Below are 20,984 nucleotides of genomic sequence, written 5' to 3'. Positions count from 1 at the left end.
GGAGCACGCCTCGACGGGGGCTCCGCGGCGCACCGGCCGGAGTGTGGGGTTTCTCCGGCCGGTGATGACGAAGGTCAGAGCTGGGCGAGGCCCTGCTTGAGCCGGCGGCCCAGCGGTCGCTCGACATAGCGGTGCACCAGCCAGGAGGCGCACAGCATGGTGACGATCACCGAGCCGAGCAGCACATAGGACGGCACCCGCGGGGACAGCGAGCTGAACAGCTCACGCCCGATGACCTCGTGCAGGAGGTACAGCGGATAGGTGAGAGCGCCCGCGTACGGCAGCCAGCGCCAGGTGATGCCCGAGAGCTTGCCGGTGGCCACGAGGGCCATGAGGCCGAAGCACGCGGCGATGATCAGGACCACCGGCCAGGACGGGACGTTGTGTCCCATGTACTTCTCGGTGTTCGCCCAGGTGTTGAGGGCGAAGGGAAGACTCGCGGAGAAGCACAGCAGCACGACGCCGCTCAGCATCAGGTTCGGGCGGAACCGGTACATCAGGTAGAACGCCATGCCCGCGATGAAGTACCAGCTGTTGTCCGGCATGATCAGCAGCCGCAGAGGGCTGTTGGTCGGTGCATTGGCGAAGAACACGCTGGTCACGGCCCATATGCAGCAGAATGCGAGCACTCTGCGGTAGGTGAGACCCCACCAGGCGATGACGGCGAACAGCAGATAGAAACGCAGCTCGGCGAAGAGCGTCCAGTAGACGCCGTCGACGTGCTCCACCCCGATCGGCTCCTGGAGCATGGTGAGGTTGGTGATCACCGCGTTCCAGGGCAGTGGCTTCGCGCCGCCGGGTATGAGGGCGACGGTCAGCGTGGTGGCGAGGACCCCGAACCAGTACGCGGGGTACAGGCGCACCACGCGTGAGACGAAGAAGTCCTTGAGGGACTTGCCCCAGCAGCTCATACAGATGACGAAGCCGCTGATCAGGAAGAAGAGCTGGACACCCAGCCAGCCGTAGGCGGCCACCGGGAACGCCTGCGGGAAGAGCGTCTTCACGTCGGTGTGCCAGCCACCGCCGCGGGCCATGTAGTGGTAGATCACCACCGTGAGGGCCGCGATCAGACGGAGTCCGTCGAGCGCGTAGATGCGTCTGGGACGGGTGGCTTCGGGTGGAGAAGCGGTTTCCGGCCGTTGCATCGTCGATATGAGCGCGCGCGTCGGATCAAGCATTGGTCTGGTGATCCCCCTACCGGGTGGTGTCCCGCCACCGGGCTGATTGACTGCGCCGCAGAGAGGGCGCACTGGTCAGGTGGCCCCATGGCACATTGGCCGGATCATATGACTTGCCACAGGAACCTCACAACAATGATCATGTTCCGGCGTGTTGGGCCTCGGTGCCCGGCCCGAAACGTCGCCGGTATGCGGACGGGCTGAGACCAGTCTCACGGCGCAGCCGGGCGCGCAGGTTCGCGGCCGTGCCCAGGCCACTACGTTGGGCGACGGCGTCGAGGCGCTGTTCGCCGCGCTCGATGAGGCGGCACGCGAGGGCGACGCGCTCACCGGTGAGCCAGGCCAGCGGGGTCGTGCCGAGCTGGACGCGGAAGCGGCGGTGCAAAGTGGCGGGGCTCACAGCCGCGCGGGCCGCGAGGTCGATCACCGTGAGGGGTTCGCCGAGCCGCTCCTGGGCCCAGGCCAGGACCGGCGCCAGCGATTCGTCCGGGACATCGGGGACGGGTCGCTCCACGAACTGGCGCTGGCCGCCGTCGCGGTGCGCGGCGAAGACGAGGCGTCGGCTCACCGAGTTCGCCACCTCCGCGCCGTGGTCGCGGCGGACCAGATGCAGCCCGAGGTCGAGCGCGGCCGCGCTGCCCGCCGCGGTGAGGATGTCGCCGTCGTCGACGAACAGTACGTCCGGCTGGAGCGCGACCGAGGGGAAGCGGGCCCGGAAGGAGTCGGCCCACTGCCAGTGCGCGGTGGCGCGGTGCCCGTCGAGCACCCCGGCCTCGGCCAGTGTGAAGGCGCCGCTGCACATCCCCACCAGCCGCGCGCCCCGTGCGTGCGCGCGCCGGATGGCGTCGAGGACCGCCGGGCGGCGCGGCACCTCGGTGTCCGGCCGGTTCGGCACGATCAGGGTGTCCGCCGTGTCGGCCGCGTCGAGTGGCGCCACACCGGTGAGCGTGAAGAACCCGTCGCGCATCACGGTCCGCGGCTCGGGGGAGCACAGGGTGAAGTCGTAGAGGTCGCGGCCCAGTTCCGGCCTGCGCAGCCCGAACACCTCGGTCACACAGCCGAGTTCGAAGGGGTTGGAGTTCTCGTCGACGATCACGACGACGCGGTGGGTGCGGTGGGTGCGGTGATCAGCCGTCCCCTGAGAGGAATCTTGCGGCATGTGCGATTTCTAGCACTCGTGGCGGCGGTGCGCCACGGCCGAGGATGAGCCCATGAGCAACGAGAACGACACCGAGAGCAGTGCACCCATCGCCCTTGCGCAGGCCCTGACCTCCTTCGACGCCCTGTGGAGCCCCCGCATCGTCACCCGCGTCAACGACTACGACGTACGCATCGCCAAGGTCGAGGGCGACCACATCTGGCACGTCCATGAGCACACCGACGAGTTCTTCCTCGTACTGGACGGGGAGTTGAGCATCGCGCTGCGCGAGCCCGCCGGGGAGCGTTCGGTGACCCTGCCCACCGGCTCGGTCTTCACCGTCCCGCGCGGCACCGAGCACAAGCCGTCCGCGCCCGACGGTGCCTCGATCCTCATGTTCGAGCCCAGCGGAACGCTGTCGGTGGGCGACCGCCACGACGACGTCCCCGGTCATGTGGACGCGACGACCGGACACGCTCTCTGAGCGGGTCTTATGCGCACCGAGTTACCTCGGTACCGCCAGGCACGAACCTGAGCCGGGCATTCCGCTCGCCCGGGCAACGTCCGTACAGCGAAAGGGACTTCCCTCCCCGGGTGATCGTCTGACATCTTGCGTCCACCACTCGTTTCGTACGACCCGGTAGGTGCCAACAGCCCCCGGGTCATCGGAGGACGCATTGATACCCCCCATATCCAGACGCCCCCGACGTACCCTGATCGCGGCCGCGGCCGTCGGGGCCGCGCTGACGTTCGCGGCGCCCGCGCTCGCGAGCACCCAGCCCGTCGCACCTTCGCCGTCGCTGTCCCGGCCCGCCGCGGCCAAGGTCACGGGCCGGAGTGCGGCCACGGTGGCCGGCACCCGCGCCTACCTCGTCATCAGCGCCCCCGGTGACAGCTCGGCGGTGCGCTCGGCCGTCACCGCCAACGGCGGCACGGTCTTCTCGTCCTTCGACCCGATCGGCGTGATCGTCGCGCACTCGGCCTCCGCCACCTTCGCCACCACCATGCGGGGCGTCGCCGGAGTCCAGCAGGTCGGAGCCACCCGCACCGCCGACGTACCGGCCGACGCCGACAACCCGGCGCTGCCCGACAACCCCGCCCAGTCCACCACCCCGGCGGGCGAGCCGGTGCGCTGGGACATGAGCCAGATCAAGGCCGACCAGGCGTGGGCCGTCAATCCCGGCTCCGCCTCGGTGAAGGTCGGCATCCTGGACACCGGTGTGGACGACCAGCACCAGGACCTCGCACCCAACTTCGACGCGGCCGACTCGGTGTCCTGCGCCTACGGCAAGCCCGACACCCGTACGGGCGCGTGGCGGGACGTGGACAGCCATGGCACCCATGTCGCGGGCACCATCGCTGCCGCGAAGAACGGCAAGGGCGTCGTCGGTGTCGCGCCGGGCGTGAAGATCGCCTCGGTCCGCCTCGCCGAGCCGGGCTCCACCCTCTTCTACGCCGAGAACACCATCTGCGGTCTGGTGTGGGCCGGTGACCACGGCTTCAAGGTCACCAACAACAGCTACTACACCGACCCCTGGCAGTTCAACTGCCCCGACGATGCCGACCAGGCCGCCATCATCGAGGGCGTGCGCCGGGCCCAGGAGTACGCGGAGGGCAAGGGCTCCCTCCAGGTCGCCGCAGCGGGCAACGCCAACTACGACCTCGCCCACAAGACCACGGACACCGCGAGCCCCAACGACTCCACCCCGACCACCCGCCGTATCACCAACGCCTGCCTCGACATCCCCACCGAGCTCCCGGGCGTCGTCACGGTCGCGGCCATGGGCAGCGGCAATGTGAAGGCGTCGTACTCCAACTTCGGCAACGGTGTGATCGACGTCGCGGCCCCGGGCGGCGACGGCGCCAACGGTGTGTACTCCACGCTGCCGGGCGGCAAATACGGCACCAAGAGCGGTACGTCGATGGCCTCGCCCCACGTCGTGGGTGTGGCCGCGCTCATCGCGAGCGCCAACCCCGGCATCACCCCGGCGCAGATCCGCGACAAGCTGGCCGTCCAGGCCAATGACGTCGCCTGCCCGTCGGACAGCCGGTGCACCGGCACCACCGCCAACAACAGCTTCTTCGGCGAGGGGCAGGTCGACGCGCTCAAGGCGGTCGGCGCGACGCCGCCCGCGGGCAAGTACTTCGAGAACCGGACCGACGTCGCCATCGACGACAACACCACCGTCGAGAGCCCCATCACGGTGAGCGGTGTGAGCGGCAACGCTCCCGCGACGCTGAAGGTGGGTGTGGACATCAAGCACACCTACATCGGTGACCTGCGGGTCGACCTCATCGCCCCCGACGGCACGGTGTACAACCTGCACAACCGCACCGGCGGCGGCACGAACGACATCAACCAGGTCTACACCGTCGACGCCTCCGCGCAGCAGGCCGACGGCACCTGGAAGCTCCGCGTGAACGACAACGCGGACGGGGACACGGGCCGGATCGACGCCTGGAACCTGACGTTCTGAGGACGTACCGATGAGGGGCCCTCGGGCGGCGGAGCGACCGCTGCCCGAGGGCCCCTCTTGTCGTGGTGCCCGGCGCGCGCCCGGTTCGCCTCCGGCAGCAGGCCGTCAAATTCCATCCAATCGGATGGTTTTTGTCAATCTCACCCGATAAGTGGGGAGTTAGAGAGCATGATTCGTGCGCTCGCCAGATCCTCACCGACCACTGCCCTGACGCTGCTCGCCGCGCTCGCCGTGGCCGCCGCGCCGACGTCCCCGGCGGCAGCGGCCGCGAGCCAGTCGCTGACCGTTCTCACCTACAACATCCACCACGGCGCGGGGGCCGACGACAGCCTCGACCTCGACCGCATCGCGCGCGTCGTCAAGGACAGCGGCGCCGACATCGTCGGGCTCCAGGAGGTCGACCGGCACTTCGCCGCGCGCAGCGACTTCGTCGACCAGGCGAGCTGGCTCGCCGACCGCCTCGGGATGCACCTGGTCTACGGGGCCAACCTCAACGAGGACCCGGCCCGGTCCGGCGGCTCCCGCCGTCAGTACGGCACCGCCATCCTGTCCCGCTTCCCCGTCCTCGACGCGCACAACACCCTTCTGCCGCACCCGAGGCAGGGCGAGCAACGCGGCCTCCTCGCGGCGGACATCAATGTGCGCGGCACCACCGTGCGCATGCTGAACACCCACCTGGAGCACACCTCGCAGACCGAGCGCCTCGCCCAGGCGGACGCGATCAACCAGGTGATCGACGAGTCCGGGCGCCCCACGGTGCTGGTCGGGGACCTCAACGCCACCCCGGACACCCGCGAGGTCACCACGCTCACCAAGCACCTCCGCGACCAATGGCGCGCCGTGGGAGACGGCGACGGCTACACGTTCGACGTCAGCAACCCGCGCAAGCGCATCGACTACGTCCTCACCTCGCGGGGGATCGGCGCGCAGAGCGCCGACGTCCTCGACAGTGACGCCTCCGACCACCTGCCGGTACGCGCCGAGATCTCCGTTCCCTGAGCCGCGCGAACCACTCGTAGGGACCGCTCTTAGAACCTTCTTAGAGCGCACGACTATCCACGACCCATGACATCCAACTCCGCACTCCGCGAACACGATTACGACCACCACCGTGCCCGACGGCGCGCCGCCGTACGCGGGTTCGCCGCCCTGCTGGTCCTCACCGCGATCACGGGGTGCAGCACGGCCGTCGGAGCCGAGGCCACCTCGGCTCCGGCGGGCGCCGACCCCGCCCACTCGGTCCGGGACGGCAAGCTGACCGTCGCCGTCGAGGGCGGTACGGCCGTCGTCGACATCGCCTCGCTCGGCGTACGGGCGCATCCGGCATCCGGTGGCGACCTGGAGCTGTCCGCCGCGTCCGCCACCGGCCTTGGCAAGCCGGGCCCCGTCACCGACGTCCAGGGGGGAGCCAGCTGGACGTACCCCGACAAGGGCCTGACCGTCACCGCCGTCTCCGACCACGGGCGGCTGAAGGTCAGCATGCGGGCGCAGCGCGACGGCGAGGTGCGCTGGCCGGTCACCGGCGCGGACCGGTCGGCCTCGGACCTCCAACTCCCGCGCGGCGAGGGCCTGGACATACCCGTCTCGGACGCGTTCTGGAACGCGCCCGACCGTGGACTGACTGGCGACCCGATCGATGTCGGCTCCGGCGCGCTGAGCATGCCGCTGTGGGGCTATACGTACGGCCGGAACGGCGCCAGCTATCTCGTCCCCACCGACATCGGCACCTCGCTGCGGTTCGTCTCCGACCACGGTCGGCTGCGCAACACGGCCACCCACACCTTCGACGCCGGCGCGGACACCCGCTCGTACACCGTCACGTTCAAACTCACCGACGGCAACCCGGTCGCCCCGGCCGTCGACTACCGCGACTGGCTCTCCGAGCACGGTGAACTCGGCAGCCTGCGCGAGAAGATCAAGAAGAACCCGGCCACCGGCAAGCTGCTCGGCGCCTTCCACGCCTATTTGTGGGGTGACGCCCGCAAGCCGCAGGGCGTAGAGGCGCTGCGGCGACTGGGGGTGAGCCGGATGTGGCTCGGCTACGATCCCGGCAACGACCCGATGGGCGCCGACGCGGTGAGCGCCGCGAAGAAGGACGGCTACCTCGTCGGCCCGTACGACTCCTTCGCCAACGGCCAGGACCGCGCCACCGCCGACTCCCCGAACTCGGCGTGGCCCGACACCGTCTACCCGGACTACTGCGTGATCGACGCCAAGGGCAAGCCGGAGACCGGCTTCGGGAACCGGGGCTGCTACCTCAGCACCCAGGCGTTCGAGCAGTCCGAGCCGACCAAGGGGTATCTCGCCGCCCGCACCCGCGCGATGGTGGCCAACGGCTCCGACAGCTACTTCCTGGACGTGGACTCGGCGGGCGACCTCTTCCGCGACTACGCCCTGGGCCACAAGATGACGATGGCCCAGGACCGGGCCAACCGCCTCGCCCGGATGAAGCGCCTTCAGGACGGCGGGCTCGTCCTGGGTTCGGAGGCCGCCGTCTCCTGGGCGAACGGAGTCGTGGACTTCAACCACGGCTCGGCCACCCCGGTCGCGGGCGGGCTGTGGATGCTGGAGCGCAACAAGGAGACCTGGGGCGGCTACGTCCCGGAAAAGGCGCCGAAGACCTTCTTCAAGCCGGTCGGCCTCCCCGCCGACCTGGCCAAGGAGATGTACGACCCGAAGTACCGCATCCCGCTGTACGAGACCGCCCTGCACGGCTCGCTCGTCAACGTCGAACGCTGGGAGCTGTCCTTCGGCAAGCTGCCCCAGCAGAAGACGGCCCGGGCGCTGCTCGCGATGCTCTACAACGTGCCGCTGAACTATGTCCTCGACGGCCCGACGATCAAGCAGTACGGCCCTGAACTCGCCGCCCTGCAGAAGTACTTCGCCCCGCTCCACGAGAAGGCGGGCACCGAGCAGCTCACGTCCTTCGCCTGGCTCACCAGCGACCGCAGCGTGCAGCGCGCGGTCTTCGGCAAGGGCGCGCTGACCGTTACCGCGAACTTCGGCACGAAGGCCCACGACGGCCTGCCCGGCGGATGCGTGAGCGCGAAGCTGAAGGACGACAAGAAGCCGCGCCTGCTGTGCCCGGCGAAGGTCATCGGCTCAGGCCCGCAGAAGTCGGCACGCTGACACACCTACCGGCGGGCGTCGGACGCGAAGGCCGGCGCCCGTTATGTCGGACTCAGCGGTACATCGGCGACGGAAGGTTGGAGCGCGGCGGGGCGATCACACGTTCCAGGCTGCGCTGGATGTGTTCGGCCTCCCGGCGTACGTCGCCGGGGACGTCGCCCCGTTCCCGTATGAGCTGGGCATAGATCGGTACGTCACCATGGCTGTTCACCGCGCGTTGTCCTCCTGGCTGCCGGCGACTGCCGCCGGCGGGACGATTTTAGGGGGGAGGGCCGGCAGCCGGGTACGCGGGCTAGCGCCGTGTGGAGTGTGCGGCGGTATGGGTCGAGGTGACCGTGTGCGGGATGGCTGCCGGGCTCGGCGCGGTCGGCGCGGTCGCCGGGTGCAGGAGGCCGCTGAAGGCGTCCGTGGAGTTCAGCGGCTGGTTGTCATTGGCCTCCACGAGGAGCGGACGCAGGGCGCCGGGCCCGTCGGTGACCAGCCCCTGGTAGTCGCCCAGGAAGTGCCCCCAGCCCGCGACCGGAGCCTGCAGCCAGTCGAAGACCCGGCTGATCCGCCGCTCGGAGGGGAACTGCTCGCCGCCGCGCGGGAACGACACCAGCCACTCCGCCGTGGGCAGGGTCGTGGTGTTGCCGGGCGTCAGGAAGCGCAGGTCGTAGTACGTGAGCGAGACCGTGCCCCGCCCGTCCACGGCGATGGCCGGGGTGAACGCGGGCGCGTTCGGCGCCTGGTTGATCCGCGTCGGACCGGACCACGTGTGCCCGCCGTCGGTCGAGTGCACCAGCTGGATGGCGTCGAACTTCCCGCCCGTGAACTCGCTCCCCTCGTACGCCATGTACAGCTCACCGGTCCGGGGATCGATCGCCGCGCTGGGCAGCCCGGACCCGGCGCGCAGCGCCTTGGTGGAGTCGGTGGGCGCGTTGGGGTCGACCTCGGGGACGGAGGTGTCGGTGGCGACCGTCTCCGGCTTGGACCAGGTGCGCCCTTGGTCGTGCGAGTGCACCACCGCGAAGTGGATGTCGGTGGCCGTGGTGGCGTTGACGTCCGAGTAGGTCTGCCACTCGAAGAAGTCGTGGAGGGTGCCGTCGCGCGGGTCGGCCACGATGACGTTGCCGATCGTCTGCGAATTGGGCACGACGCTCGTGTCGACGAAGGGCCGGGCGGTGGACCAACTGCGGCCGCCGTCACGGGTGATGGAGATGTAGGCGGGCCCGTCGAAGATCGCGTTCGGACCGGTCGGCACCTGCTGGATGCGGTCCCACACCTGGTAGGCGGTGCCGGGGTGCAGCGGGTCGGCGGTCACGGCGTTCTTGTCGTCGACGAACGCCGCGTCCGTGTCCTTGATGAGCTCGGTGGTGTTGCGCCAGCTCTTCCCGCCGTCGTACGAGGTGGTCGCGGCCACTCCGTTACGGGCGGTGGTCGCGTCGAAGACCAGCCCGCTGGCGTACGCGACGCCGTCCGGCCCGAAGCTCACCCAGGGGTCGGACGCGCGCTGGTACGCGAGCCCGCCGGGCGCGCAGTGCGAGAACGGCAGCGGCACGGTCGTGAAGTGCTCACCGTCCGTGGTGTACGTCGACGTCAGCCCGCGCGAGCCGCCGTTGGACCAGCGGTCCTGCTGGAAGGCCCCGATGACGTTGTGCGCGTCGCGCGGATTGGCCGAGAGGTTCGGCTCCTCCTCGGCGGCGGGGTAGTTGGTGCCGGTGCCGTCCCCGGAGATGTTGCAGGCGGCGTACGGGTCGCCGGGCGAGACCAGCTGTACGGGCTGGTCGGCCGCCTGGGCGAGCGAGGGAGCGAGAAGCGTCAGCGCCGCCGAGGCGACCGCCCAGAACGACGCTCTCGCGGGCCATACCGAAGATGTTACACGTACACGCATGAGACCCCCCATGGTCCTTTGGCTGTAGTGCCTGGTGACTGTCCTGGGTGGTGCTGTGCTGTGCCGGGTGCGGTGTTTCGTCACTGTGCCGCATGACTGCTACGCGATTTCCGTGCGCGGGTGAGCATATTGAGCCCTGCCGCGAACTGGCGGGATTTGGCCGGAGTTTGGCGAACTCCTGACCGTTCCGCGCCCACCGTCGGGCTTATGCGGCGACGGCGTACAGCACCTCCCGCAGCCCCGGCACGGCTTCCCGGTCAGCGCGCCAGACCACCCGCAGATGCAGGTGCAGCGCGGGGGAGTCCAGCGGGAGCCGGACCAGCGAGCCGGAGTCCAGCTCGTCCCGTACGGCGAACTCGGGCAGCAGCGCCATGCCCAGACCGCGCTCCGCACACGCCCGGGCGACGGCCACCCCGCCGGTGCGGATCCGCTCGACGTCCGGCCCGAGCAGCCGCTCCCCGGCGAGCCGGAAACTGCAGGCGGGGGCGTTGACCAGGAGTCGCTGGCCGCGCAGATCGTCCCGGGTGAGCGCGTTCTCCATGGCGAGCGGATGGGCCGGTGCCGCGACGAGGGCGAGCGGGACGTCCTCCAGATCGACGAAGTCCAGCGGGACCGGCGGCAGGTTGAAGCCGAGCTCGCCCAGCGGGCCCGAGGTGTCCAGGATCATCACCGCCTCCAGCTCTCCGGTGGCGACGGAGTTGAGGAGACCATCGCGTGCGCTGTCGGTGTGCAACGAGATGTCCAGCTCGGGGCGGCGTTCGGCGAGGCGGGCCAGGACGGCGGGCACATGTGTGGCCGCGATGGTCTCCAGCGCGCCGAGCCGCAGCCGGGGACGTGCGTCGACGACCTCGCGCCGCGCCTGCTCGGCCTGGTCGAGCAGGCGCCGCGACCAGAGCAGCAGACGACTGCCCGCCGCCGTGAGCGTCATTCCGCGTGGTGCCCGGTCGAAGAGGGGGACGCCGAGGGACTTCTCCAGGGTGCGTATCTGCTCCGAGACGGACGACGGCGCGAGGCCGAGCGCCACGGCGGCGTCCGTGACGGTGTGATGGGCCACGACCGCCTCGAAGGTACGCAACTGCCTCAGTTCCACGGGTCCCCCAGGGTCGGTCCGGCTCTGCGGGAGTCAAGCGTACGGTGCGTTCGGAAATTCCGAACGGGGTGTGCGGCGGGGGCGGTGGAGCGGTTCACGCCCGGGCCGGACAGTGGGCGACACACACCACCCGCCATTCGGAGATGTCCTGATGTCCGCTACCGCCCTCGCACCCAACTCACCTACTGCGCAAGCCAGTTCAAGACGCCCCCGTGCCCTCCTCGGCATCGCTCTCGGCTATTTCATGGTCCTGCTCGACACCACCGTTCTCTCCGTGGCCGAACCGGATCTCGCCCGGTCACTGGGAAGCTCGACGGCCGGTCTGCAATGGGTCGTCACCGGTTACAGCGTGGCCTTCGGGGCCGTACTGCTCTCGGCGGGCGCTGCCGCCGACCGGTTCGGGGCGCACCGCGTGTTCCGGTTCGGCATCGCCGCCTTCGGGGCGGGCTCGCTGCTGAGCGCGCTGGCGCCGAATCTGGGGACGCTGATCCTGCTGCGTGCCGTGCTCGGCGTCGCCGCCGCGGCCTGTGTGCCCGCGAGCATGGCGCTGATCACCCGGCTCTACCCGGTCCCCGCCGAGCGGGCCAAGGCGATCGCGGTGTGGTCGGCGGTGAGCGGCTGCGCCATGGCGTTCGGGCCGCTCGTCGGCGGCGTGCTGGTCGATCTGTCGGGCTGGCGGGCCGTGTTCTGGGTCAATGTGCCGCTCGCGGTGGCCGTGTTGGCGCTCGTGGCCGGAAAGGATGTGCACTGCCCGCGCGGCGAGCGGCGTATCGACTGGTGGGCCCAGCTCGCCGCGTGCGCGGCGCTCGCGCTCTTCACCGACGCGCTGATCGCGCTCGGCTCCGGCGACTGTGCCCATACGGGCGGGTCGGCGGCCGGGGCGCTGGTGGCCGGGACCGCGTTCGTGCTGCGCGAGCGGCGCAGCACCGCTCCCGTGCTCCAGCCGGCGGTGGTGCGGGCACGCGGGATGCGGACGGTGCTGCTGGCCGGTGCGGCGGTGAACTTCGCGATGCTGGGCGCGTTCTTCGTCCTGCCCCTGCTGCTGCGGCAGACGCTGCATCTGTCGCCGACGCTGCTCGGCGCGGCGTTCCTGCCGATGACGCTGCCGCCCGGCTTCAACCCGCTGCTGACCGGGCGGCTCGTCGCGAAGGTCGGGCCGTGGCGGCCTGCGTTGGGTGGTCTCGCCCTGCTGGTCGTCGGCAATCTGCTCTTCGGTGCCTCGGCCCTGGACGGGATGTCGTATCCGGTGCTCGCGGTGGGGCTGGTGTGCGCCGGATTCGGTGTCTCGTTCGCGCTGCCCGCGCTGATCACCGCCGTCGTCGCCACGGCTCCCGAAGGCAGCGCGGGCGCGGCGGGCGGGCTGCTGAACGCGGCCCGGCAGGTCGGGGCGACGCTCGGGATCGCCGTGCTCGGCGCGTTCGTCGGCGTGGACACGGGCGGCCGGGGCCACACCGCTGCTGTCGCCATGCTGATCCCCGCCGGAGTGTGCGCACTGGCGGCGGTGCTTGTCCTCCGGGTGAACAGCCGCGGCCGGGGGTGAACAAGCGCGCCCGGGTGGGTATCCGTACCCGGGCGGACCACCTCACACGGTGGGCAACCGCGCCGTGAGGTAGCTCACCGCACCGCCCCGCATTCCTCCTGTCCACAACCTCACAGGCGGCCGAACTCGACTGTGAGAATGCCGCAGTTGACCGGCTGCCCTTGAGGTCAGAGCGCTGCCCGGCGTTATCTTCAGGCCCCCGTCGGCCCCGGAAAACCAGTGCGCGGCGGGCGAACGCCCAGCGAACCGTCGCGGAGTCCCCGGGTCGGGAGACAGGAGTGTGTTGGCATGAGGAGTGGCGATACGAGGACGCTGTGCATCGTCGGAGCCGGCCCCCGCGGGCTCTCGGTTCTTGAGCGACTGTGCGCCAACGAGCGGGCCGAGCCATCGCACTCCGCCGTGACCGTCCACGTCGTCGAGCCGTGCGAACCGGGCGCGGGCGCGGTGTGGCGCACCGACCAGTCCCGTCTGCTGCTGATGAACACGGTGGCGTCCCAGATCACGGTCCACACCGACGCCAGCTCGCAGATCGACGGCCCCGTGGAGCCCGGACCCAGCCTGGAGGAGTGGGCGCGGGGACTGGTCGCGGCGGGCGCCCGCGCCGGGCAGGACGAGCAGACGCTCGCGGAGGCACGGGACCTCGGGCCCAACACCTACCCGAGCCGCGCCTTCTACGGCAGCTATCTGTCCGCGATGTTCCAGCAGGTCGTACGGCGTGCCCCCGCCCATGTCACCGTCGAGGTCCACCGCTCGCGCGCCGTCGCCCTGGCCGACAGCCACGGCCTGGCCGACGGCGAGCAGGCGGTGTGCCTGGCGGACGGCACCTGGCTCAGCGGCCTTGACGCGGTGGTGCTGGCCCAGGGGCATGTGCCGGTGCGGCCGACCGCCCGCGAGCAGACGACCGCCAGCCTCGCCCGGGTCCACGGCCTCGCGTACCTCCAGCCCGCGAACCCGGCGGACCTCGACCTGAGCACCGTCCAGGCGGGCGAGCCCGTTCTCCTACGCGGACTCGGCCTCAACTTCTTCGACCACATGACGCTCCTGACCCAGGGACGCGGCGGCTCCTACGAGCGCGTCGACGGCCGCCTCGTCTACCAGCCCTCGGGCCAGGAACCGAAGTTGTACGCGACCTCCCGCCGGGGCATTCCGTACCACGCCCGGGGCGAGAACGAGAAGGGCGCCTCGGAGCGGTACTACCCCCGGCTGCTCACCGTCGAGCACGTCGCCGGACTGCGCCGACGCGCCGAAGCCGGTGAACGGATCGTCTTCGGGACCGAGTTGTGGCCGCTGATCACCCGCGAAGTGGAGAGCGTCTACTACGGCGCCTGGCTCGCCGCCCACGGCAGAGCCGCGGAGCGCGAGAGCTTCGTGGACCGCTTCCTGGCCTGCGCCTTCAAAGACGAGCGGAACGTGCTGCTGGACGCGGTGGACATACCCCGCTCGGCGCGGTGGAGCTGGGAACGGCTCTCCCGACCGTACGACGGACACGACTTCCCCGACCGGGACGCCTTCCGTGCCTGGCTGCTCGACTATCTCCGCGAGGACGTGCGTGAGGCGAAGCACGGCAACCTCACCGGTCCGCTCAAGGCCGCCCTCGACGTGCTGCGCGATCTGCGCAACGAGATACGGCTCGCCGTCGACCACAACGGCCTCGAAGGCGACTCGCACCGCGATGAACTCGACACCTGGTACACCCCGTTGAACGCCTTCCTCTCCATCGGCCCGCCCACCTCCCGTATCGAGGAGATGATCGCGCTGATCGAGGCCGGTGTGCTCGAACTGACCGGTCCCGGGACCGAGATACGTATCGACACAGCCGCCCCGTCCTTCGTCGCCTATTCGCGTACCGTGCCGGGACCCTCGGTGCGCGCCCGTGTGCTGATCGAGGCGCGGCTGCCGGAGCCGGACCTGCGGCGCGCCGCCGACCCGCTGCTCCAGCACCTGGTCGCCACCGGGCAGGCCGTCAACCACCGTGTGCCCAACCGGGACAAGGGCGACTACGAGACCGGTGGACTGGCCGTCGCCGAGCGCCCGTACCGGATCCGCGACGCACACGGCCGCGCGCACCCCCGGCGGTTCGCGTACGGCGTGCCCACGGAGGCGGTGCACTGGGTGACCGCCGCCGGAATCCGGCCCGGTGTCGACTCGGTGACCCTGGCGGACTCGGACGCCATCGCCCGCGCGGTCCTCGCCCTCACACCCTGCCCCGAGACGACCGTCGCCGCTTCGGACGCGCTGCAAGGAGCTCTCGTATGACGAGTGGTCAGAACAGCCTGATCGACTCGGGGTTGCTCTCGCCGGTCCGGGCGGGCACCCCCGTGGAGGAGGTCGTCGGCGACGCGGCCTGGCTCCAGGCGATGCTCGACGCGGAGGCCGCCCTCGCCAGGACGCAGGCGCGGCTCGGCACCCTGCCCCGGAAAGTCGCGGAGGTGATCAGCGCCGAAGCCCGTGCCGACCACCTGGATCTGCGGGAACTCGCCCTGGCGGCACGGGAGACGGCCAACCCGGTGGTGGGCCTGGTGCAGGCGTTCAGCCGCCGGGTCGCGGCCGTGGACCCGGACGCCGCCAACTATGTGCACCGCGGCTCCACCAGCCAGGACATCTTCGACACCGGCGCGATGCTCGTCGCCCAGCGTGCCCTTCGGCTGATGCGCGCCGACCTCGGCAGGTCCGCCGAGGCGCTGGCCGCCCTCGCCGCGGCGCACCGCGACACCACCATGGCCGGCCGCACCCTCGCCCTCCAGGCGGTCCCCACCACGTTCGGCCTGAAGGCGGCCGGCTGGCGCAGGCTCCTGCTCGACGCCGACCAGCGCCTCGCGCGTGTACTGGACGGCGGACTGCCCGTCTCCCTCGGTGGGGCGGCCGGCACGCTCGCCGGATATCTGGAGTACGCGCGGCTCGATGGCGAGGGCCCCCTGGACGCGGCCGACTACGTGGCACGGCTCACCGACACCTTCGCCGAGGAGACCGGTCTGGCCTCCACCGAGCTTCCCTGGCACACCCTGCGCACCCCGCTCGCCGATCTCGCGGCCGCCCTCGCCTTCACGGCCGGCGCCCTCGGGAAGATCGCGGTGGATGTGCAGTCGCTGACGCGCACCGAGGTGGGGGAGGTGGCGGAGCCCGCCGTGACCGGGCGCGGCAGTTCCTCGGCCATGCCCCACAAGCGCAACCCGGTCCTGGCCACGCTGCTGCGCAGCGCCGCACTCCAGGTCCCGGTCCTCGCCGCCGGTGTCACCCAGTGTCTGCTCGCCGAGGACGAGCGCTCGGCCGGCGCCTGGCACGCCGAGTGGCAACTGCTGCGCGAGTGCCTGCGGCTGACGGGGGGTGCCACGTACACCTTGGTCGAGTTCGCCGAAGGGCTCGAAGCGCGGCCGGAGCGCATGACCGCGAACCTCGCCCTGACCGGCGGCCAGATCGTCTCCGAGCGGATCGCCGCCGTACTGGCCCCGAGGCTCGGCAAGGCCGAGGCCAAGCAGGCGCTGACGCGAGCCTCGCACACCGCGCAGGAATCAGGGCGTCCACTAGGCGAGATACTGGCCGAGTCAGCGGAACTGCGCAGCCACTTCACCGCCGCCGAACTGGCCGAGCTGTGCGACCCGGCCAACTACACGGGCGCGGCGGGCGCCTTGGTGGACCGGGCGGTGAGCAAGCCGCACTGAGCCGTCTCGTACGTATGAGATACCCCGGCGCCGCACCCGCCGGGGGATCCACCAGGTCAGTGGTGGAATCAGATCCGGGTTGTCCGAAGGGTGAGCTATGTTTTGAGCACGTTGTGAAGGCGCGAGGCACGAGAAGGAGGCCCGCCGGTGTCATCGGGGCAGAAGGCGCGAGCGCAGGCGGCCGCGATCACGCCCAGCGGGCAGCCCGCGTCCAACGAGCGCGCCCCGGCCGACCGGGTCCGCGCCCTGTTCGGCGGCCACCAGCTCTCCCCGGGCCAGCGCCGTATCGCCCAGTACCTGATCGACCACCTCACCGAGGCCGCGTTCCTGTCGATCACCGAGCTCGCCGAGCGGGTCGGGGTGAGCCAGCCGTCCGTCACCCGCTTCGCCGCGTCCCTCGGCTTCAGCGGCTTCCCCGCTCTGCGCGACGCACTCCAGCCGATCGCCCTGAGCGCGGTCGCCGGGTCCCCGGAGAGCCGTGAGGAGATGCGGCACAACGAGCTCCAGGCGGCGGTGGACGCCGAGATCGAGAACCTGGAGAACGTGCGCCGGCTGCTCGCCGACACCGACCAGATGCTGGAGATCGGCCGCGCGCTGGCCCGCTCGGTGCCGCTGACCGTCCTCGGCCTGCGGATCTCGGTCTCGCTCGCGGAGTACTTCGCGTACGCGGCCCGGCGCATCCACCCCGATGTGCGCCTGGTGACCCGGGGCGGCAGCGTCGCCTACGACGCCCTGCTGCAGTCCCGGTCGGCGGGCGGCACATGGGTGCTGGCGTTCGCGATGCCCCGGCACGCCAAGGAGACACTGGCCGCGATGCGGGCGGCCCGCAGCGCGGGGCTGCGCATCGCGCTGATCACCGACACCACGCTCGGCCCGCTGGTGGACGAGGCGGACGTGGCGCTGACGGCGGGCACGGGCTCACGGCTGATCTTCGACTCGTACGCGGCGCCGGGCGTCCTCGCGGCGGGCCTGCTGCAAGCGATGGCCGACGCCGATCCCGAGCGCACCCAGGCGCGTCTGGAGGGCTATGAGCAGGCCGCCGACCAGCATGGATTCTTCCTCTAGACGCCTGCGGATTCATCCCTCCGGGCCCGTATAGGTCCCATTTTCCCCAGCCGTTTCCTTCGGATCTTCACACTTCCAAGGCGCATGAATTTTTTCATACCCTTGTTTACTCGACGGTATATATGTTTACTGAGGCCGTGGTGCTCACGGATCCCTCACACGCCAAGGAGAGCGACCCCACGCACTCCTGGAACGCACACCCCGCCTGACGACCCCCTCCTCACGTCAGTCGCGGAGTCCGCTCCGGGCTTGCGGATCCGGCAGGGCCCGCCATGGCGGCCTCGGTTTACCCCTAGGCCGAGGCCGCCCACCCCTCTCGATCAACGTTTTTTTCGACATCATTCGGAAGCGACGAGAATGTCCTACACGGCCCGTATCACCACCCTCAGCCCGGAACTCAGTCCGGACTGGCCCTGTCAGGTCAAGGCACCCGGGACCCGTGACTGGGAACGCACGGCGACCCGCTGGCTGCGGGACCTCCTCCCGGCCCGCTACGCCGGATACTCCCCGCTGACCCGCCACCACGTACTCCTCGCCCGGCACGCCCAGCTCCAGCTCACGCACGAGATCCGCGCGGTGCGGGTGGCGCTCCAGACCAGCCGCGCCGAGCTGCCGCCGATGGGCGTCGCCGAGGCCGTCATCGAGAACACGATCCGGATGTACGCGACGGAGCTGGAGCAGCTGGGCCGGCTGGCCCGGGGCGTCCGCCTCGTCACCGACGCGCTCGTGGGCGACAGCGCCACCCACCGCAGGTTCTGACCCGCGACCGCCCGGCTCAGGTCAGCGCCGCCCCCAGTGCCACGAAGCCGCAGATCAGCACGAGCAGTACGGCCAGCAGCGGCCAGACGAAGCGCAGGTACTTGTCGTAGCCGACCTTGGCGAGGGCGACACCGCCGATGGTCACGGCCGTCGTCGGCACCCACAGGTTCATCCAGCCGCTGGCCGCCTGCCATGCCGTGACCACCACCGCGCGCGAGACGTTCGCGAAGTCGGCGAGCGGAGCGAGGATCGGCATCGCGAGGGTGGCGTGGCCGGAGGTGGAGGGGATGAGGAAGGCGAGCGGCAGGTTCACCAGGAACACGATGACCGCGAAGACGCCGGACGAAGTCCCTTTCACGACGCCCTCGATGGAGTGCAGCACCGTGTCCGTGATCTTCGAGTTGTTCATGATCACGGTGACGCCCCGGGCCAGCATGATGACGAGCGCGGGGGAGATGAAGTCCCCGGCGCCCTGAATGATCGTGGAGCTGAGCTTCTGCTCGCCCAGGCGCGCCACCACGCCCACGAGTACGGCCGCGCACAGGAACAGCGCCGCCAACTGCGGGAAGGACCAGCCGAGTTCGAAGGAGTACGGCTTCGCGTCGGCCTTGCCGGTGAGCGCGCTCGACCACGGCACCACCGAGAAGATCATGAAGGCGAAGACCAGCCCGAGCAGAGCGAGGACGGCCTTGTGCGTGCCGGTGAGTTCGGGTGCCTCTTCCGCGTCCTCGTCCGTCGCGGTCCGTTCCCGGTCGCCGGGCAGGAACCCGCTGACGGAACGCTCGGGATCCTTCTGTACGCGCCGCGCGTACCGCACCACGTATGCGATGGTGACCGCGGTCAGCACCAGCCACATCACGAACCGCAGCACGATGCCGTCGCCCAGCGAGATGTCGGCCGCCGACGAGGCGACGCCCGTCGCGAACGGGTTGACGGTGGAACACAGCACCCCGACCCCCGCCCCCAGGATCGCCGTGCCGACCGCCACCATCCGGTCGTAGCCGAGCGCGAGCATCATCGGGACCAGCAGCCCGTAGAACCCGAGCGTCTCCTCGGCGAAGCCCTCGACGGTGCCGAGGATGGAGAAGACGAGCATCACCCCCGCGATGAGCAGCGCACCGCGCTCGCGCAGCCGGTGGGCGAGCCGCGAGATGCCCCGGTCGAGCGCGCCGGTGGCGAAGACGACGGTGATGAACGCGCCGATGGCGAGCACGAAGAGGAACACCCCGGCGCTGCCGTAGAGCGCGCCGCTCAGATCGGGGCCGACCTGACCGCTGGTGGCGTCCTTTACGCCGTAAAGACCATTGACCGGTGCAAGAAACAGGTCGTTGAGGCGGTCGACGAAGCTCTGGGCCGATGCGACACGGTGGTAGGTGCCCTGGACGGGCGCGCCCTTGTCATTGCGTTCGTACTGCCCGGACGGGATGAGGAAGGCGAGCGCCCACACCGCGACCGTGACGATCGCGAGGACGGTGAGGGCGCTGGGAAAGGCGAACCCTGCCTTGTGCGGCGGCTCCTGCTCCGGCTCCTCCGCCTCGGCGGCCGGCCGCGTGTCGCCTGCGTCGCTCACTTGCGGCCGCCCTCGGCGCGGAAGTCGGCCGCGTACTCACGGACGAAGGCGGCCATGGCGATCACCGTGTTGCGCAGCTCGGAGAAGAGGACCCTCTCATTGGGCGCGTGCAGGTTGCACATGCTGTCCTGGGCGCCGAACAGCAGCACCTCGGCCCCGGGCGCGGCCTTGGCAAGACCGTTGACCAGCGGAATCGAACCGCCGGTCGCCACATACGAAGCCTCCTCGCCCCAGGCCTCCTTGAGCGCGGTGAGCGCGGCGCGATAGGCGGGCCCGCCGGTTTCCGCCTCGAAGCCGGGACCGGTGTCGCCGGGTGTCACCGTCAGCGTGATGCCGAAGGGCCGCAGCGCCCGCAGATGCTCGACCAGCCTGAGCTGCGCCTCCTTCGGGCTCTGGAGCGGATGGAAGCGCAGGTTCAGCTTGGCTCTGGCGTACGGGACCACGGCCGAGGCCGCGTGCTCGACGCTCGGGGCGTCCAGGCCGATCACGGTGATCGCGGGCCCGCTCCACAGCCGCTCGCCCAGCGATCCCGAGCCGATGAGCGGCACCCCGTCGAGGACACCCGCGAGCGAGCGGAACTCGTCCTCCCGGTACGCCGTCCCCGTCCAGGACTCCCGGAGCAGTCCCTCCACGGCCACATCGCCGTGTACGTCGTGCAGGGTGGCCAGGACCTTCACCAGGGCGAGCAGCGCGTCGGGCGCCGCGCCGCCGAACTCGCCGCTGTGGCGCGGCTCTTCGAGCGTACGGACCTCGACGGTCACTTCGGCGGCGCCGCGCAGCCCCGTGGTCAGGGTCGGGGTGCCGGGGCGGAGGTTGCCGAGGTCGGCGATGACCATCGCGTCGCAGGCGAACCGCTCGGGATCGGTCGGCGGATATGCGTCGAAGGGGCTGCCGTACTCCTCCTGCCCCTCGATGACGATCTTGACGCCGACCGGCGGCCGCCCGTCGTACGCCCGCAGCATGCCGAGGTGGGCGATGACGTTGGACTTGTCGTCCGCGATGCCCCGCGCCCGCAGCCCGCCCTCGACCGGCGTCGGCTCGAACGGCGGCGAGAGCCACAGCGCCGCGTCGCCGGGTGGCTGGACGTCGTAGTGGCCGTAGAGCAGGACGGTGGGCGCGGACGGGTCGGGCGGCGGGATCTCGCCGTACACGACCGGTGCGGTGCCGGGCAGATCGAGCCGCTCGACCGTGGGCACACCGGCGCCCCGCAGCAGCTCCACGACCAGGTCGTGGGCCTGCTCCACGGGTTCGGGCGGAAAGCCCGGGAAGGCGATCGAGGGGATCGCGGCCAGGCGTTCCAGGTCCGCGCGGAGCCCGTCCATCAGCGAGTCGACTCGGGTTTCCAGCTCCATCGCACGCCGCCCTGACTGCCGTTCTGCCGACGCGCCTCATACACATGTCGACATGGTCGAATGTCGTCGGCACCACGATTCTCGATCTGGCGCGGCGGCGCACTCCGGGTGGTGCACCCGGGTCACCCGTCCGGTCGCGGACCCCCTGGCGCAC

At 70.7% G+C, this 20,984-nt stretch carries 16 protein-coding genes; 9 read left to right on the top strand and 7 right to left on the bottom strand.

Translation table 11 applies throughout. From position 1 onward, the window contains the following. Positions 1-74: 74 nt before the first annotated feature. Together ACT1U9_RS00450 and ACT1U9_RS00445 are read right to left on the bottom strand one after the other, a co-directional pair. Positions 75-1,178, bottom strand: a complete 1,104-nt coding sequence (locus tag ACT1U9_RS00450; protein WP_444536342.1) for an acyltransferase family protein — start codon at positions 1,176-1,178, stop codon at positions 75-77. Between the two features lie 139 nt (positions 1,179-1,317). Further along, positions 1,318-2,337 carry a helix-turn-helix domain-containing protein gene (locus ACT1U9_RS00445; protein ID WP_444536341.1) on the bottom strand — a complete coding sequence of 340 codons (1,020 nt, stop codon included), beginning with the start codon at positions 2,335-2,337 and terminating at the stop codon, positions 1,318-1,320. A gap of 52 nt (positions 2,338-2,389) precedes the next feature. Between ACT1U9_RS00445 and ACT1U9_RS00440 the strand changes: the two genes are divergently transcribed. The 4 genes from ACT1U9_RS00440 (at position 2,390) to ACT1U9_RS00425 (ending at position 7,922) form a co-directional block, all read left to right on the top strand. Then, the gene (locus tag ACT1U9_RS00440; protein ID WP_444536340.1) at positions 2,390-2,800 is read left to right on the top strand and encodes a cupin domain-containing protein; all 411 of its coding nucleotides are present in this window, start codon (positions 2,390-2,392) and stop codon (positions 2,798-2,800) included. A gap of 232 nt (positions 2,801-3,032) precedes the next feature. Beyond that, positions 3,033-4,793, top strand: coding sequence for a S8 family serine peptidase (locus ACT1U9_RS00435; RefSeq protein ID WP_444539319.1), 1,761 nt, complete (start codon positions 3,033-3,035; stop codon positions 4,791-4,793). Positions 4,794-4,961: 168 nt separating this feature from the next. Then, positions 4,962-5,792, top strand: a complete 831-nt coding sequence (locus ACT1U9_RS00430) for an endonuclease/exonuclease/phosphatase family protein (protein WP_444536339.1) — start codon at positions 4,962-4,964, stop codon at positions 5,790-5,792. A gap of 66 nt (positions 5,793-5,858) precedes the next feature. Then, complete coding sequence (locus ACT1U9_RS00425; RefSeq protein WP_444536338.1) at positions 5,859-7,922, top strand: glycoside hydrolase; 2,064 nt, start codon at positions 5,859-5,861, stop codon at positions 7,920-7,922. Between the two features lie 52 nt (positions 7,923-7,974). Here ACT1U9_RS00425 and ACT1U9_RS00420 read toward each other — a convergent pair whose 3' ends face one another. From ACT1U9_RS00420 to ACT1U9_RS00410, 3 genes are all read right to left on the bottom strand, one after another. Then, on the bottom strand, positions 7,975-8,133 hold the full coding sequence (locus ACT1U9_RS00420) for a hypothetical protein (RefSeq protein WP_444536337.1): 159 nt from the start codon (positions 8,131-8,133) through the stop codon (positions 7,975-7,977). A gap of 81 nt (positions 8,134-8,214) precedes the next feature. Beyond that, positions 8,215-9,795 carry a sialidase family protein gene (locus ACT1U9_RS00415; protein WP_444536336.1) on the bottom strand — a complete coding sequence of 527 codons (1,581 nt, stop codon included), beginning with the start codon at positions 9,793-9,795 and terminating at the stop codon, positions 8,215-8,217. Between the two features lie 205 nt (positions 9,796-10,000). Continuing rightward, positions 10,001-10,885, bottom strand: coding sequence for a LysR family transcriptional regulator (locus ACT1U9_RS00410; protein ID WP_444536335.1), 885 nt, complete (start codon positions 10,883-10,885; stop codon positions 10,001-10,003). Positions 10,886-11,036: 151 nt separating this feature from the next. On the opposite strand from ACT1U9_RS00410, the gene ACT1U9_RS00405 reads away from it, so the two are divergent. The 5 genes from ACT1U9_RS00405 to ACT1U9_RS00385 all read left to right on the top strand — a co-directional run bounded on the left by ACT1U9_RS00405 (position 11,037) and on the right by ACT1U9_RS00385 (position 17,908). Beyond that, the gene (locus tag ACT1U9_RS00405) at positions 11,037-12,425 is read left to right on the top strand and encodes an MFS transporter (RefSeq protein ID WP_444536334.1); all 1,389 of its coding nucleotides are present in this window, start codon (positions 11,037-11,039) and stop codon (positions 12,423-12,425) included. Positions 12,426-12,713: 288 nt separating this feature from the next. After that, a complete protein-coding gene (locus tag ACT1U9_RS00400; RefSeq protein WP_444536333.1) occupies positions 12,714-14,681 on the top strand; it encodes an FAD/NAD(P)-binding protein in 1,968 nt (655 codons plus the stop codon). After that, positions 14,678-16,084, top strand: coding sequence for a class-II fumarase/aspartase family protein (locus tag ACT1U9_RS00395; protein ID WP_444536332.1), 1,407 nt, complete (start codon positions 14,678-14,680; stop codon positions 16,082-16,084). The genes ACT1U9_RS00400 and ACT1U9_RS00395 overlap by 4 nt, the downstream gene beginning before the upstream one ends. A 147-nt stretch (positions 16,085-16,231) precedes the next feature. Further along, on the top strand, positions 16,232-17,149 hold the full coding sequence (locus tag ACT1U9_RS00390) for a MurR/RpiR family transcriptional regulator (protein WP_444536331.1): 918 nt from the start codon (positions 16,232-16,234) through the stop codon (positions 17,147-17,149). 357 nt (positions 17,150-17,506) lie between these two features. Beyond that, a complete protein-coding gene (locus ACT1U9_RS00385; RefSeq protein ID WP_444536330.1) occupies positions 17,507-17,908 on the top strand; it encodes a hypothetical protein in 402 nt (133 codons plus the stop codon). 16 nt (positions 17,909-17,924) lie between these two features. Here the strand turns inward: ACT1U9_RS00385 and ACT1U9_RS00380 are convergent, their stop codons facing one another. Next, a complete protein-coding gene (locus ACT1U9_RS00380) occupies positions 17,925-19,478 on the bottom strand; it encodes a YfcC family protein (RefSeq protein WP_444536329.1) in 1,554 nt (517 codons plus the stop codon). Next, positions 19,475-20,830, bottom strand: a complete 1,356-nt coding sequence (locus tag ACT1U9_RS00375) for a M20/M25/M40 family metallo-hydrolase (RefSeq protein ID WP_444536328.1) — start codon at positions 20,828-20,830, stop codon at positions 19,475-19,477. The genes ACT1U9_RS00380 and ACT1U9_RS00375 overlap by 4 nt, the downstream gene beginning before the upstream one ends. Between the last annotated feature and the right edge of the window lie 154 nt (positions 20,831-20,984).

The organism is Streptomyces sp. BR1 (assembly GCF_052373795.1).
In the GTDB taxonomy this organism is placed as follows: Bacteria; Actinomycetota; Actinomycetes; order Streptomycetales; family Streptomycetaceae; genus Streptomyces.
The sequence above is the reverse complement of the archived record's forward strand: the minus strand, read 5'-3'. Positions and strand labels throughout refer to the sequence as shown.

Excerpts from the sequence above, each read along its gene's own strand:
- ACT1U9_RS00450 (WP_444536342.1), bottom strand. The coding sequence starts at position 1,178 with ATGCTTGATCCGACGCGCGCGCTCATATCGACGATGCAACGGCCGGAA.
- ACT1U9_RS00445 (WP_444536341.1), bottom strand. The coding sequence starts at position 2,337 with ATGCCGCAAGATTCCTCTCAGGGGACGGCTGATCACCGCACCCACCGC.
- ACT1U9_RS00440 (WP_444536340.1), top strand. The coding sequence starts at position 2,390 with ATGAGCAACGAGAACGACACCGAGAGCAGTGCACCCATCGCCCTTGCG.
- ACT1U9_RS00430 (WP_444536339.1), top strand. The coding sequence starts at position 4,962 with ATGATTCGTGCGCTCGCCAGATCCTCACCGACCACTGCCCTGACGCTG.
- ACT1U9_RS00425 (WP_444536338.1), top strand. The coding sequence starts at position 5,859 with ATGACATCCAACTCCGCACTCCGCGAACACGATTACGACCACCACCGT.
- ACT1U9_RS00415 (WP_444536336.1), bottom strand. The coding sequence starts at position 9,795 with ATGCGTGTACGTGTAACATCTTCGGTATGGCCCGCGAGAGCGTCGTTC.
- ACT1U9_RS00405 (WP_444536334.1), top strand. The coding sequence starts at position 11,037 with ATGTCCGCTACCGCCCTCGCACCCAACTCACCTACTGCGCAAGCCAGT.
- ACT1U9_RS00400 (WP_444536333.1), top strand. The coding sequence starts at position 12,714 with ATGAGGAGTGGCGATACGAGGACGCTGTGCATCGTCGGAGCCGGCCCC.
- ACT1U9_RS00395 (WP_444536332.1), top strand. The coding sequence starts at position 14,678 with ATGACGAGTGGTCAGAACAGCCTGATCGACTCGGGGTTGCTCTCGCCG.
- ACT1U9_RS00385 (WP_444536330.1), top strand. The coding sequence starts at position 17,507 with ATGTCCTACACGGCCCGTATCACCACCCTCAGCCCGGAACTCAGTCCG.
- ACT1U9_RS00375 (WP_444536328.1), bottom strand. The coding sequence starts at position 20,830 with ATGGAGCTGGAAACCCGAGTCGACTCGCTGATGGACGGGCTCCGCGCG.